Here is a 14,420-nt window from a genome sequence, read left to right as displayed (position 1 = left end):
ATGATGTTACTTATGCAAAGGCTATCTGATAAGAATAAAATCTTATCAGATAGCCTTTTATATGTTTAGATCTGAATCCTTTTGGGACTTAACTAGGACGACAGTACAACCCCTATTTCTTTAATCATTTGTTGAAACGAAGCTTTGTCATTAAATCTTCCGACAATTTCATGGTCTTTATTTAACAAAAATGTCGTCGGAACGGACATACACTGATAAGTGTCATACACTTTTGTTCCCTCATCTTTGAGAACAGGAAAAGTGAAGTTATTCTCTTTATAATAAGTTTCTCCTGCATCTTCTGACCCTTCACGTCCTGATACATGGATCATCAACATCTCTAAATCATTCGTCCTCATAGACTTATATAACTGTTCTTTATTCGCAAGGTCTCTTTGACAATCTGGACACCAAGAAACCCAAAACGTTATTAACAGCGCTTGATTCTGATAATACTGTAAAGAATATTCCTTACTTGAATGCATATCTTTCAATGAAAAATTTGGCGCAACCATTATTGATCACCTTTCTTTACTAATTTTTGATGATTAATAAACTCAAATACAGTTGATACAGACTCAAATGCATATAATTTTTGTTGTATTTCGCCATGAGAAAACTCGACAAGACAAGGGACACTTTCAATTTCCCATTCACGCGCTTGATCTTTAGCTAAGTTCAAATCCATTTCGCAAACAAACTCGATTTCTTTCACTTTTTCAACCATCGTAATAAATGATCTAGCAATTTCACACGTCCCACACATCGGCGCGTATAAAAAGACCCAAAGTGTTGCATCTGTTTCAATTTTATTAATCAGTATTTCACGACTATTCACCCTCTTCATCTTGTCACCTCTCTTTTTAATTAATTTTAACTATAGCATAGCAAGAAGAAGGACAAAAGTAGGGTGAATATTTTTTTGATTTTTGTTAGAAATTTTGTTTAAAAAGGAAAGAACAACGGAATTGCTATCATCATTACAATAAATAAAATCACCTGCAGAGGCACACCTACTTTAATGAAGTCCATGAATGAATAACCTCCCGCTGTCATCACTAAGGCATTTGGAGGCGACGCAACAGGGGTTGCGAAGGCCATACTCGCTGCAACAGAAACAGCAATTAGAAAAGGGTATGGACTAACTCCTAGTTGAATTGCTGTCGTAATCGCTATCGGTGCGAATAATACAGCAGTTGCTGTGTTACTAATGAATTGACTAAACAACATTGTGAAAAAGTAGAATCCTGCTACTACAGCTAATGGGCCTAGTTCTCCGAGTACTTTAATAAATATATCTGATAAATGTTGAACTCCTCCCGTTTTTTCAAGTGCAATAGCCATCGGCAACATCCCCGCGATTAGTAAGACACTTTCCCAGTTAATCCTCGAGTATGCTTCATCCATATTTCGTAAACAACCTGTTAAGACCATTGCCATTGCTGCGATCATAACAGCAGTGACTGCAGCAACAATTTCAAATGTCATCATCACTAACATCACTATCATAATTCCCGCTGCTATAGGGGCTTTTCCATTAGCCTTAGCATCTGAAGCATGTTCTGTTGGTTGTCCTACAACAACCACATCTTGAAATTCTTTTGATATTAACTCAATCTTATTCCAATTACCTTGCACTAGTAAGGCATCACCAAACTGAAGTTTCTCATTTCCCCACTGTTGAAAAAAATACCGACCTTTACGGTTCATACCAACGATGTTTAATCCATATTTATCGCGAAACTCAAGGTCACAAACTTGTTCGTTTAAGAATTTAGAATGGGGAGTAAGTAATATTTCAGCTACTCCGAGCTCAGCATCAACGAGACTTCCATTTATTTCTCTTTCTGTTTTTGAATGAATAGTTAGCCCGTAAGTAGCTGCGAAGTGATCAACATTTTCTTTAGGACCTTCGATATTAATGACGTCGCCTTTTTTTAGGACTGTATTTGCTCCTGCTGGTTTCCTAATATGTTTTGGTTGAAACGTTCTTTTATCTCGCCATTTACGTTCAATCGTTAAAATATAAATTCCAAACCGGTTCGTTAGCTTTAATTCTTTTAATCTTTCACCTGTTAACTGATCATTGTCAAGTGGAATAACAATTTGATAAATTTTATCATTCAACCCATACAATTTCATTAATTCACCAGGTGTCGCTTCTGCTGAATCATCCCCTCTAACAGCAATTCTCTCCGGAATTAATTTTCTTCCGAATAAAGCTAGGAAAATGATACCCGTTGTTAACGCTACAAGTCCAATAGGAGTAAAGGCAAAAAAACTCAATCTTTCATATCCATAGTCTGCCAATGTCTGACTAGCAATTAAATTTGGAGGCGTCCCAATTAAGGTCAATACCCCGCCTAAGCTACTAGCAAATGCTACTGGCATAAGAAATCGTGATGGGCTTATCTTCATTTTCATCGAAACACTTATTATAACAGGCATAAGAACTGCTACCGTTCCTGTGTTACTCATAAATGCACTTAGAACAGCAACTAAAATCATAAGCATGATTAATAATAAAAATGGCTTGCCTCTCCCCAACTTCATTGTCTGTTTGCCCGCTGCTTCCGCTAAACCTGTTCGGAAAATTCCACCACCAACAATAAACAGTCCTGCTATCATGATCACAAGACTATTGGAAAAACCACTGAGCGCCTCTTCGGTTGTAATAATACCTAACAATAACAACGTAAGCAGTGATAATAGTGCTACAACATCAGAACGAAGCTTTCCCCACGCAAAAAATACTGTTGTAACAACCAATACAATAAACGTTAACATCAAGTCTAAACTCATTTTCCCACCTCAACATTATATTGACGTATGAAATAATGTGAATCTTTTCACAAATTGTGTTAAAAAAAGAGATTACCCCATTTAATAATGGAAACAATCTCTATAACTTCATTATAAATCAGTACTGCAAGTCTAACGAAGGAAAAATATTACAAGGTTATGAACGTTTGATTTCTTTTAATAAGGCTCTTACTGGCGATCCATCGCCACCTTCTAACTTTAGCGGAAGTGCAATCAGATCATAAATTCCAGCCGCTACATGATGTAAATCTACTCCCTCAAGAATAAACACCCCACCTCTTTTAAAAGCATGATGTGCATCGAGCGATTTGCTGGTTAGTGGGTCAACTGATGGTGCATCGGTTCCAATTAACTGAACCCCAATTTCACTCAAACTAATAGCCGCCTTTTCTGAAATAACCGGAAAATGATCATAATTATAGACCTCTTCATTCTTCGTTGTTTTAAATAATATTTTCGTTATTCCTTTAAGATCCATTGTATTAATTACCTCTTCATCGATTACAGAAACCGTCCCTGTTTCAACTACGAGGCATTCACCACATACAGCATCTAGCGGAATCTCATCTATCGTTATGCCGTCTTCATCATAATGGTATGGAGCATCTAAATGAGTGCCTGTATGAGTACTCATTTCAATTTTGCCAACATTTACGTTATCGCCTTTTCTTATCGACATCGAGGATGTAAATTTGAAATCGTAATCACCTGGCCAAACTTTCATTCCTTCAAATAAAGGTCTTGTAATATCAATATATTTCATTTAAACACCTCTTTTAAATTGTGCTAAGCTTATATTACGTCTATTTGAATGTCTTGTTAACTACTCTCTAATTGATTTATGAATTATTCACCCAAGTTACTCTTTCCAATTTTCAACTACATTTGCTCCTAACGTTTGTGAAAAATGCTGCAACGCCCAAGAATGTCCTTCCGGGTTAAAACTCTCTACAGCGTCAGAATGAACCGTGATGGTAAACCCTTTGTTATAAGCATCAACTGCGGTATGAAGAATGCAAATATCTGTACACACACCGACAAGGTGAATCTCATCAATATTTCTCTCTCTAAGTTTCAGTTCTAAATCAGTACCTGCAAATGCACTGTATCGCGTTTTGTCCATCCAATGATATTTGTCTATTCCTTCATATGTTAAGTCATCTATATATTGACCTAAACTTCCATAAAGAGCTCTTCCCTTCGTTCCAATAACATTATGAGATGGAAATAGTTTAGCTTCAGGATGATGGGGATCTTTCTCTTTATGAGCATCTATAGCAAAAGCAATGAAATGATCTTGTTCAATAAATAATTTCGTTAATTCAGTTAATCTTTTATCTATAGATTGACCGCGTTCACCACAAGTTAACCTGCCATCCTCTGCTACAAAGTCATTCGTATAATCTATTACAATTAGTGCCTTCATAATATCCTCCTAGACAACTTATTTTCTTCATTGTATCATTTTGACGCGTAAACAGTTGAACATCAAAGTATATTTTATTCTACTAATTTTTCATATATACTTGAATAAGGTAAAGAGAGGTGGGAAATTTCATGAAAATTAAATATAATATCATAAAGAAAGATAACGTCCGTTTCTGTAAAGAATCATTTACTGTTCGTGAAGCCATTGAAGAATTAGAAAAAAACGGTTATCGATGTGTTCCTATTCTTGATGACAGCGGCAACTATTTCAAAGGTAACATTTATGTACAAGACATCTATCGAGCTATTGTGAAAGAAGCGGTCACATGGGATGATTCTATATCGAAACTTATTGATGATGTGGACGTCTCGATCAACGAAAAAGCATCTTTCTTTCGTATTTTCACAACCATTAAAAAATATCCATATTTAGCAGTACTCGACGAAAATGAAAAATTCACAGGAATCTTAACACACGCAAATGTTATGGAAATTCTTGAAGATTCATGGGGGTTAGAAACAGGGAGTTATACAATGACCATTTCAACACATGAATATCAAGGCGCACTAAACACAATCGTTGCTAGCCTAAAGAAATTTACAAACATTCAAAGTCTCATGACGCTTGATAATGAGAGTACATTCTTTCGGCGTGTGATTGTTACATTGCCAAATGAAACGTCTATTACCAAATTGGATCAAGTTGTAGGTCACCTTGAAAACGAAGGTTTACGAGTATTTGATGTTGAAAAAATATAACACTAAATATGGGCTGCTTTTTAACAAGAGTATAAGTAGCACCTACTTTACGTAGGTGCTACTTAATCGTCCGAACGTTCGATCGCTGTAATTCTAAATCCACTATTCCCTTCAGATATGTAATACCGCCTATCTCGAGTTTCTTCAAGAACAGAATCTAATTGCTCAATCTCCACTGTTTCGTTCCAATGGACTCTGAATTCATCAAATTGATTTGTTTCAACTAATATATCATTAGCCTGTTGAAATTTCTCGATTTTCCTTTCTCCCATCAATTGTTGATGTTGTTTTCTCTCCATATGGAAAACTTGACTGTTCCCTACAAAAAAAGTTTCCATCAACGAATATGACTGTTCTGTTAAGCTTTCTTCCCAAACTTCTTTATAATCATGCATAAATTTAACCAATTCTTGTGTCAAGTTTTCGTCCTCTAACTCTTTCCAAACCTCTTCTTCGTCACATGCGATCATCAAAGGAATCACAATAAGCCAAAGACAAAATACTTTCTTCAATGTTCTTCATCCTTTCTTCTTACTATACAATGGCCACTGAAAAACTTAGAACACAAAGAAAAACGTAAGCTTCGAAGCTTACGTTGGTCATTGCGTTCAACCATGTCAATTTCCATCTAATGATTGGGCAACGAGGGATAACGTATACTCGATGGACTTATAACGATCCATTAGTTTCTTGTTTCTCGTATCTTTTTGAAAGCAAGTAACAGAGAGAATTTCAAAATTCTCCACTAATTCATCAATTTGTTGAGGATGAATATAAGGTGGTTTTTTCGATTCTAACCACTTAAGAACATTTGGTGTCCATTGTTCTAAATTATCTTTTACTTCATCAGCAAACGGCTTTACGTCTGCAAAGAAATCTGCTACTTCTTCACTTTCAGAATATTTTTTGAAATGAACAAGTGCCTGTTTATTCAATTCACGAAGTAGCATTGTTTGTTTCGTTAATTCTTCTAGTTTTTGTTGTTCCATTAAAATGTCACCTCAAGGTGATTGTATCAAACTCACAGAAAGTTACAAACTAAAAATACCTGCTAATCGCCTTTTTTTCATGGGAACTTCTCTTCTTTCTATAAATGTTCTCTGCTCTTTCTCACGTAATTCTGCTTCTAGCGCTTGCAAACGTCTAGTTAACTGAGAAATTAAGTCATTTAATTCATTAATTTCTTTTCTTTGATTAAGCACTTGATATTCAACGACTTCATCTGCTTTCGTCTGTAAATTTCGATCTAGTTGGTCAACTTGAATGATTAGTCTATCAATCCTTTCATCCAATCGATGCGTAGGAACCATCTTTTTAAATTGAACTTGTGGTGTGGAAAAACGGTGTCCTGCTAGTGTCACTTCTTTTAGTTTTTTCCCTTGATTTGTTTCATTATGAATGTGTTTTAATTTTTTATACGTTGCTTCATTTAATTCGAAGTGTCCTTGACTGTTTATTTCACAAGATAATTGAAAATGTTTAATCCACCGTTGAACTGTTGAAGGATTGACCCCGAATTCTTCAGCAACCTCCTTGGTTTTCCAACTTTTATTTATCATACACCATCGCCCCTTTCCTTTCGTTTGCTACTATATTCTCTGCTTATTATTTAATTCCCTTGTACAGCGACAAAACTAGTTATCTTTCGGCAAAGAAAGTAAGAATCCTTCAAAGTATCATACGAATCATTTTTTCGTTACTGCGCAAAATAGAAGTAAGTAATAAAATTGGAGGTGATATGATGTCAAAGCGAACAGAAAATGAGAAATCACGTCGTAATCAGAATCGCACGTCACAAACTGCCGATAACAAAGGTCAAGTGGACAAAAAAAATTTAGGTCCAAATCGTCCTTCAACGTAACCGTTTAATAACCCCCTATATATATGAATCAATGCAGGTACTTAATATTCAAGTACCTGCTTTTTTTACATATGAAATCAATTTAGATGCAACATCAATTTGTAGTTGTTTTTTTTCGTACCAAGCAGTTAAACAGTATTTTCTAGGAATTTTTGGTTTTTTAGCGAGTAATAACTGCGGATGAAATCGCTTATCTGTTGACCAGTCCCTCCTTGATTCGTCATGATGAAGAACTTGTGGGCATAGTATTCTAAATGTGAACTTGTCTCCTTCTTCTTGGTGTAAATAGGGAATATCATTAGCTCGATTAGCAGTAAATTCGTGTTTGATAAAATATTTCATAATAGATTCACTCTCTTCAGAGTCAAACAACATCCATGCAAGTGTTTTTCCAAGAATGACTCTTTCATTTACATTAGTGAAATTTCTCACTGATGTGCCGAATAACTCTCCATCTAATGTTGGAAAAATAACAACACTGAAATGTAACCTTTCTTGCCATTCATACACAGCACGGGTAAATAAAGCTTCTTTAAAAAGCGGGGCACATATTACTGGTTTTTCTATGACATGTTGTTCATTTATAATAAGGGCATCCATTAGTTGATTTTTATCTTTTTTATTCCAGAAAATCCACCACTGGTCAATCATCCATTGTGAGACTTGAAACAACCTGAGTTTATCAAATAAAGGATATTCTTTTTTTTTGGACCATTCATAAATGATTAACTGTGGATACACATCCGAAAAAATAAGCCAATTAATTCGCTCAAATGTTATAAACAATCTTCTACGCCACTCATTTGAAATCATGTTTACGAGAGCATTTGTCATTAAATCGCTCATTGACCAACCAGCATTGCGAGAAACGAAACTAGCCAAATAAGCCCACCTTATCTCTTGGTGAGAAAAATAATATCTTTGATATGCATATGTACGGGAAATATTATCTTTATTATTTTTTATTGTTAATCGTTGGATTTTTTTTACTAATTGCTGATCATTCATTTTTGCACAACCTCCATGAAATTTTGAAAGTATATCTATACCAATTTTCCCACAGTTGATGTAACTTACTCACGAATGAGCTAATAATCCTATTCTCAATCGTTTAGGATGTGGTATGATGGAGTGATGATTTCTTTGTATTACTAAACTATTTTATAAAGTGATCCTAGCACTTTCTTTTTTTTAGGGAAAGGACATTGATATGACGATTCATTATCCAAACGGAAAAAAATTTCATAAAAAGCGAATCCTTTCACAACAAAAAAACGTCAATTATAAAGATAATCGTTTCAGTAATCGTGGAATGAGTCTAGAGGAGGATATAAACGCAACAAATGAATATTACAGGACCCATAAAATAGCTGTCATTCATAAAAAACCTACTCCGCTGCAAATTGTTAATGTTAATTATCCTAAACGGAGTGCAGCGGTCGTAACAGAAGCTTACTTTAAGAAACCATCAACCACAGACTATAACGGTGTTTATAAAGGAAGATATCTTGATTTCGAAGCAAAAGAAACAAAGAACAAAACAAGTTTTCCATTAAAAAACTTTCATGATCACCAAATCACCCACATGAAAGAAGTCGTTGCCCATGAAGGTTTTGCATTTGCGTTGTTAAGCTTTTCCGTTTTGAATGAAGTTTATCTATTGAAAGCTGTAGATTTATTTCATTATTACGATAATCAAGACACAAAACGAAAGTCTATTACGAAAAAAGAAATAGAAACTTACGGATACCATATCCCGATTGGTTTTCATCCAAGAATTGACTATTTAAAACTAATTGATAACATTCTTTAGTGATTAAACACTTAAAGTTCGAAAGGAAGATGAATCATGTCTGAACAATTCTCAAGACAAGAACGCAAAAAAGCTAAAACGAAAAATAAAAGTGAAGGATCAAAAAATAAAAAGGATCGAAAAGGTTTAGCGAAAAAAATCTTTATTGCTTTAGGAGTCATGATTCTTGTAATGATGCTAGTTGGTGCTATATCAGTTTTTGCAATTATGCGTGGAGCACCTGACTTGGATCCTGATAAGATGACTTTACCTCAAAACCCAGTTATTATGGATATGAATGACACTGAAATGGATACAGTAAAGGCAGCTGAAAATCGCACATCCGCTAATATTGATGATATTCCTCCTGTGCTAAAAGATGCAGTTATTTCAGTCGAAGATACTCGTTTCTATGATCACTTCGGCATTGACCTTCGTCGTATTGGTGGAGCGATCAGAGCAAATATCACAGGTGGTTTCGGTAGTGAAGGCGCAAGTACAATCACACAACAGGTCGTCAAAAACCTATTTTTTGAGTTTGATAAAACAATGACCCGAAAGCTGCAAGAACAATATTTAGCAGTAAAATTAGAACAACAATACACTAAGGATCAAATTCTTGAAATGTATATGAATGCAATCTATTTTTCCGATTCTCGTTATGGTGTTGTTGAAGCAGCAAATTACTACTTTAGTAAGGATTTAGATGAATTAACAATTGAGGATGCGGCATTATTAGCAGGAATACCTCAGCGACCTAATGCTCACAACCCTCTCAATCATCCAGAAGCTGCCGAAGAAAGGCGAAATACGGTCATTCAACGTATGTTGACGAATGGTAAAATTACGGAAGAAGAAGCTGAAGCTGCTACAGCAGTTCCAGTAGAAGACCAGTTACAACGAAGCGAACGTGAAGCTTTCCAGTTTCAGTTCTATATTGATGAAGTGTTAGCTGAAGTGGAAGAAATTGAAGGCATTGACATGACTGATATTTATACGAGTGGAATGAAAATATATACAAACTTAGATCAAGATTTACAAAGCCACACTGAACAAGTGATTCAATCAGATATCGCTTACCCAGATGAATACTTTCAAGCAGGAGTTACATTAATGGAAACGAAAACTGGCCAAGTCAGAGCAATCGGTGGTAGTCGTAAAGCAGCTGAAGGAGAACAACTGTTAAATTGGGCTACAAGAGTAAACGGCCAAGCTGGCTCTGCTATGAAGCCTATAATTGATTATGGTCCTGCGATTGACGAGCTGCAATGGTCAACATATCATCAAATTGTCGATGAAGAATATTCTTATAATAGTGGGGATCCAGTACGAAATTTTGACAGAACCTTTAGTGGTTCCGTTTCTATGCGAGAAGCTTTGAGACGCTCACTAAACGTCCCAGCAGTAAAAACACTTCATGAGGTTGGTCTAGATAACGCGCAAAATTTTGCACAAAACTTAGGATTTCCTATGGAAGAAATTTTTGAGTCTTTTGCGTTAGGAGCAAATGAAGTTTCCACTTATCAAATGGCAGGTGCATACGCTGCTTTCGGGAATGGTGGTGAATTCAATGAACCACACACTGTGAGAAAAGTTGAATTCCCAGATGGACGTGTTATTGAATTAGCTCCGGAACCTGAGCAAGCAATGAATGACTACACTGCGTTTATGATTTCAGATATGTTAAAAGATGTTGTCGAATCTGGAACAGGGACAGCAGCACAAATCCCAGGCTTGCCTGTCGCTGGAAAAACGGGATCTAGTAATTTTACTCCAGAACAAAGAGAGGACCATAACATTCCAGATTCCGCAATTCGCGATGGTTGGTTTGCGGGTTATACGACGGAATTAACAGCAGCAGTATGGACTGGGTATCCTAATATAGGAGACGGTCAAATCATTATGGATAATGGTGAAGAACAAATATCGCGACAAATTTTTACCGGTGTCATGGGTTATGCTCACGAAGGCCGAGAAACTTCTGATTTCGTTCAGCCTGACTCCGTAGTCGAATTAGGTATTGAACGCTCTACAGGTCAGCTACCGAGCGATTTCACTCCTGAAAGTGAGATCATTTATGAATACTTTGTCAGAGGTAATGAACCGACAACCGTTTCTGAAGAATTTGAGGAAGCAGAGCCTGTTCAAGGACTTTCAGCAAATTACGATGAAGAGGAACACTCGATCTTCATTGAATGGGATTATCCAGAAGATCTCAGAGACAATTTCAGTTTCAGACTTGAAGTTAGTGATGGTCAAAGCAGTGACTATTCATTAATTGATATTACAAAAGACATGCAATTTCAAATAACTAACCCAGAGTATGGAGAAACTTACTCCATTCGTGTCACTGCGATTGCCGATGATAACGAAGATTTACAAAGTGATCCTGCCTCTGTGGAAGTAACAATTCCTGAAGAAGAGGAAGAGGAGGAAGAAGAAGAAGAGCTAGAGGAAGAAATTGAAGAAGATATTGGAGAAGAAGAAACAGAACCAGACAATGGGAATGAAAATCAAGGCGGAAATAACGGAAACGACAATACAAATAACAATGAAGATACTCCAAACAATAATAACAATGGTAACGGAAATGGTAATGGTAATCGAAACAACGAGGATAACGACGATACCAGTGAAGATGAACCTGATGTTGATGATAGTGAAGAAGAGAATCCGGAAGGCGAAAATAGTAACTAATAAAAACCCAACAAGGTTTGATACCTTGTTGGGTTTTTATTTGGGGTTTGTAAAAAGAAAAAATCCTTTTTAACTCGGATAAATCAAAACCGTGCCCGAGGAGTTAAGCTACTTCCCAGTAACTAATTTTCAGTTTTTAACTACATATTTTTACGTAGGCATAATGATCCCTTGCTTTTTCAGCCTCTTTTTACCTTCTCTACACATACTGACTAATGGGCATTCTCTGCATTTCGGTGATTGAGATTTACAATGGTATCTGCCGAAAAAAATCATTCGATGATGCGTAACAGACCATTCTTCTTTTGGTACTTTTCTCATTAATGTTTTTTCTACTTCTAATACAGAATCCTTCCAACGACAAATGGCCAACCTCTTACTTACTCGTTCCACATGTGTATCAACTGCTATAGCCGGCTCGTCAAAAGCTACCGATGCAACGACATTAGCCGTTTTGCGACCAACACCAGCGAGTTTTATTAATTCATCGCGCTCTCTAGGAACCTCGCCATCATAATTATCTAAAAGCGATTGGGCAAGTTTCTTTATATTTTTGGCTTTACTTCGAAACAACCCAATAGATTTTATATCTTGTTCCAATTCCTCCAAAGGAACTTGAACGAAATCGTCAGGATTTCTATATTTCTCAAATAGTTTTGGCGTTACTTTATTAACTAAAGCATCTGTTGCTTGCGCCGAGAGAACAACTGCGATAGTTAACTCAAATGGATTAGCATGAGTTAACTCACATTCTGCCTCTGGAAACATTTCAGCCATTGTTGATAAAACTTCTTTAATTTGTGTTTTTGTCAACATTAGTTTCCATCTCCTTCAAGCCAATTGTAACCAGGATTACGCTTTTTTGGAGGTGAGGACATTTTTGATTGAAACTTCTGTGAAGGCTGGTGATGGCTCCGTACTTTTTCTCCGTGGATTTTTGCTTGTTCAACCGTTTTTATACCGTTTTTCTTCCAATCGAAAAGAATTCTATCAATATATCTAAAATTCAAGCGTGAGGATACGACAGATTCTCTCAATGCCGCTTCGATAATATGAGATTCATGTTGGTCCTCATCAATCCACATTGAAATCATCTCCATTTCCATCGGAGACAGCGGTCTGGAAAATTCTTGCTCAAATCGCTGAAATAATTGACCTTCCAAGATTTTCTTGTCATCAGTATCTTTTTCGACATCTTGTTCATTTAAATATAAATGGAGTTTTTCGAATAACGGTTCAATAGAAATAGCTTCAGAAATTTTCAGATCTGCTGCGGCTTTAACTTCGACAATCTCAATAAATCGATGAGATAATAATTGCTTTAATTGTTGTGTACATTCCATTTCGTTTATAGTCATTCGATTAATTAAATCTTTTGGTGTTGGAAATTCATGGCCTTCTTGATGAAATTGGCGAATATGAATTAAAATTAAAAATTGTATATCCGTGAGCCCTAGATCTTTGTAGTGTCTAAATAAAACTCCCGGTAATGTCATCGGCTTCTCAGTAAGTAATTGAAAACTTAGATCATTTTTCAAGTTTGTCCTCCTCCCTTTCATGTTCGTTGATTGCTCATTTCTAAATGACACGCTTCGTTATAAAAATGAAGAAAGGCCCCCTTTATCAAGAGGCCTCTTTTAAACAGATCAAGATTATGGGTATAAACGATTTAACAGTCGCGGAAACGGAATGGTTTCTCTTACATGGTCTGTTCCACAAATCCAGCCTACCGTTCGTTCTAATCCCAATCCGAATCCCGAGTGTGGAACGGATCCGTATTTTCGTAAATCCATGTACCACCTGTAAGCATCATGAGAAAGGTTGTGCTCATCATAACGTTGCTTTAACAATACCTCATCATCAATTCTTTGGCTACCGCCAATAATTTCCCCGTACCCCTCCGGCGCGATTAAATCAGCACATAAAACGACGTCATCTCGCGTTGGATGAGGTTTCATATAAAAAGCTTTAATATCTTTCGGGTAATTGGTAATAAATACTGGCTTATCATATTTCTCAGCAATTGCCGTTTCGTGTGGAGACCCGAAATCTTCTCCCCATTCAATTTCATATCCATCATTTTTCAAGAATTCAATAGCCTCATCATACGAAATTCTTGGAAATGGAGCTTGAATATTTTCAAGTTTAGACGTATCACGTTCTAGCGCATTTAATTCTAATTTACAGTTCACAAGAACAGATTGAATGACATAGCTCACATAACTTTCCTGAACAACTAAACTTTCTTCATGGTCCATAAACGCCATTTCAGGTTCAATCATCCAAAACTCAATTAAGTGACGACGCGTCTTCGATTTTTCCGCTCGAAAGGTGGGGCCAAATGAAAAGACTTTGCCTAAAGCCATCGCCGCTGCTTCCATATATAGTTGACCACTTTGTGAAAGATAAGCATCCTCGTCAAAATATTTCGTGTGAAATAAATTTGTTGTTCCTTCAGCTGAGCTTCCAGTTAAAATAGGCGGATCAACTTTGACAAAGCCATTGTCATTAAAAAATTCATAAGTTGCTCGAATTATTTCGTTTCTTATTTTCATAATCGCATGCTGACGCTTCGATCTAAGCCAAAGATGGCGATGGTCCATTAGAAACTCAGTTCCGTGTTCCTTTGGAGTAATAGGATAGTCACTAGCTTCATGAATAACTTCAATGCTGTGAACAGACAACTCAAACCCCGATGGTGCACGTTCATCTTCACGAACGACTCCCGTTACATACAAAGATGTTTCCTGAGTTAATTCTTTGCTTCGTTGAAAAATTTCTTCCCCTACTTCTGCTTTTACAACGACTCCTTGAATAAAGCCCGTTCCATCGCGTAGCTGAAGAAAGGCAATTTTACCACTTGATCTTTTGTTAGCTAACCATGTTCCGATGGTTACGGTTTGCTCTAAATGCTTTCCTACTTCTGAAATCGTCGTTTTCACGTTATTCCCTCCAACAATCTATCATCAAATCCTTTGCATCATTTCGTTCTAATGACCATCATCGTGAATCAGAGCTTGTCTATCCATAAAGCTCAACTTTTAAATAGCTAGGTTATTA

At 36.3% G+C, this 14,420-nt stretch carries 16 protein-coding genes; 4 read left to right on the top strand and 12 right to left on the bottom strand.

From position 1 onward, the window contains the following. Positions 1-92: 92 nt before the first annotated feature. The 5 genes from ACM26V_RS01840 to ACM26V_RS01820 all read right to left on the bottom strand — a co-directional run bounded on the left by ACM26V_RS01840 (position 93) and on the right by ACM26V_RS01820 (position 4,249). On the bottom strand, positions 93-515 hold the full coding sequence (locus ACM26V_RS01840) for a TlpA disulfide reductase family protein (RefSeq protein ID WP_416149763.1): 423 nt from the start codon (positions 513-515) through the stop codon (positions 93-95). Further along, complete coding sequence (locus tag ACM26V_RS01835; RefSeq protein ID WP_416149762.1) at positions 515-847, bottom strand: thioredoxin family protein; 333 nt, start codon at positions 845-847, stop codon at positions 515-517. Before ACM26V_RS01835 ends, ACM26V_RS01840 begins: the two co-directional genes overlap by 1 nt. Before the next feature lie 98 nt (positions 848-945). Continuing rightward, complete coding sequence (locus ACM26V_RS01830; protein WP_416149761.1) at positions 946-2,802, bottom strand: SLC13 family permease; 1,857 nt, start codon at positions 2,800-2,802, stop codon at positions 946-948. 157 nt (positions 2,803-2,959) lie between these two features. Further along, positions 2,960-3,586, bottom strand: coding sequence for a cyclase family protein (locus ACM26V_RS01825; protein WP_416149760.1), 627 nt, complete (start codon positions 3,584-3,586; stop codon positions 2,960-2,962). A gap of 96 nt (positions 3,587-3,682) precedes the next feature. Further along, positions 3,683-4,249, bottom strand: coding sequence for a cysteine hydrolase family protein (locus tag ACM26V_RS01820; RefSeq protein ID WP_416149759.1), 567 nt, complete (start codon positions 4,247-4,249; stop codon positions 3,683-3,685). Between the two features lie 131 nt (positions 4,250-4,380). On the opposite strand from ACM26V_RS01820, the gene cbpA reads away from it, so the two are divergent. Continuing rightward, positions 4,381-5,010, top strand: a complete 630-nt coding sequence (cbpA, locus tag ACM26V_RS01815; RefSeq protein WP_416149758.1) for a cyclic di-AMP binding protein CbpA — start codon at positions 4,381-4,383, stop codon at positions 5,008-5,010. Positions 5,011-5,072: 62 nt separating this feature from the next. Here the strand turns inward: cbpA and ACM26V_RS01810 are convergent, their stop codons facing one another. The 3 genes from ACM26V_RS01810 to ACM26V_RS01800 form a co-directional block, all read right to left on the bottom strand. Next, positions 5,073-5,522, bottom strand: coding sequence for a hypothetical protein (locus ACM26V_RS01810; protein WP_416149757.1), 450 nt, complete (start codon positions 5,520-5,522; stop codon positions 5,073-5,075). 105 nt (positions 5,523-5,627) lie between these two features. Next, complete coding sequence (locus ACM26V_RS01805) at positions 5,628-5,999, bottom strand: YppE family protein (RefSeq protein WP_416149756.1); 372 nt, start codon at positions 5,997-5,999, stop codon at positions 5,628-5,630. Between the two features lie 42 nt (positions 6,000-6,041). After that, positions 6,042-6,569: a MerR family transcriptional regulator gene (locus ACM26V_RS01800; RefSeq protein ID WP_416149755.1), complete on the bottom strand. Its 528-nt coding sequence runs from the start codon at positions 6,567-6,569 to the stop codon at positions 6,042-6,044. 179 nt (positions 6,570-6,748) lie between these two features. Between ACM26V_RS01800 and ACM26V_RS01795 the strand changes: the two genes are divergently transcribed. Continuing rightward, a complete protein-coding gene (locus tag ACM26V_RS01795) occupies positions 6,749-6,871 on the top strand; it encodes a hypothetical protein (RefSeq protein WP_416149754.1) in 123 nt (40 codons plus the stop codon). A gap of 48 nt (positions 6,872-6,919) precedes the next feature. On the opposite strand, the gene ACM26V_RS01790 is transcribed toward ACM26V_RS01795, so the two are convergent. Further along, positions 6,920-7,879: a DUF2515 family protein gene (locus ACM26V_RS01790; protein WP_416149753.1), complete on the bottom strand. Its 960-nt coding sequence runs from the start codon at positions 7,877-7,879 to the stop codon at positions 6,920-6,922. A gap of 202 nt (positions 7,880-8,081) precedes the next feature. Here ACM26V_RS01790 and recU point away from each other — a divergent pair, with 202 nt between their 5' ends. Both recU and ACM26V_RS01780 read left to right on the top strand, forming a co-directional pair. Beyond that, on the top strand, positions 8,082-8,684 hold the full coding sequence (gene recU, locus ACM26V_RS01785) for a Holliday junction resolvase RecU (protein ID WP_416149752.1): 603 nt from the start codon (positions 8,082-8,084) through the stop codon (positions 8,682-8,684). 36 nt (positions 8,685-8,720) lie between these two features. Then, a complete protein-coding gene (locus ACM26V_RS01780) occupies positions 8,721-11,360 on the top strand; it encodes a PBP1A family penicillin-binding protein (protein ID WP_416149751.1) in 2,640 nt (879 codons plus the stop codon). A 150-nt stretch (positions 11,361-11,510) separates the two neighbouring features. Here the strand turns inward: ACM26V_RS01780 and nth are convergent, their stop codons facing one another. The 3 genes from nth to asnS form a co-directional block, all read right to left on the bottom strand. Continuing rightward, positions 11,511-12,176: an endonuclease III gene (gene nth / locus ACM26V_RS01775; protein ID WP_416149750.1), complete on the bottom strand. Its 666-nt coding sequence runs from the start codon at positions 12,174-12,176 to the stop codon at positions 11,511-11,513. Continuing rightward, positions 12,176-12,898, bottom strand: coding sequence for a DnaD domain-containing protein (locus ACM26V_RS01770; protein WP_416149749.1), 723 nt, complete (start codon positions 12,896-12,898; stop codon positions 12,176-12,178). Before ACM26V_RS01770 ends, nth begins: the two co-directional genes overlap by 1 nt. A gap of 114 nt (positions 12,899-13,012) precedes the next feature. After that, positions 13,013-14,302 (bottom strand): asparagine--tRNA ligase, encoded by a 1,290-nt coding sequence (gene asnS, locus ACM26V_RS01765; RefSeq protein WP_416149748.1) that lies wholly within the window; start codon positions 14,300-14,302, stop codon positions 13,013-13,015. Positions 14,303-14,420 lie beyond the last annotated feature (118 nt).

The organism is Salipaludibacillus sp. HK11 (genome assembly GCF_047795645.1).
Classification (GTDB): domain Bacteria; phylum Bacillota; class Bacilli; order Bacillales; family Salisediminibacteriaceae; genus Salipaludibacillus.
The sequence above is the reverse complement of the archived record's forward strand: the minus strand, read 5'-3'. Positions and strand labels throughout refer to the sequence as shown.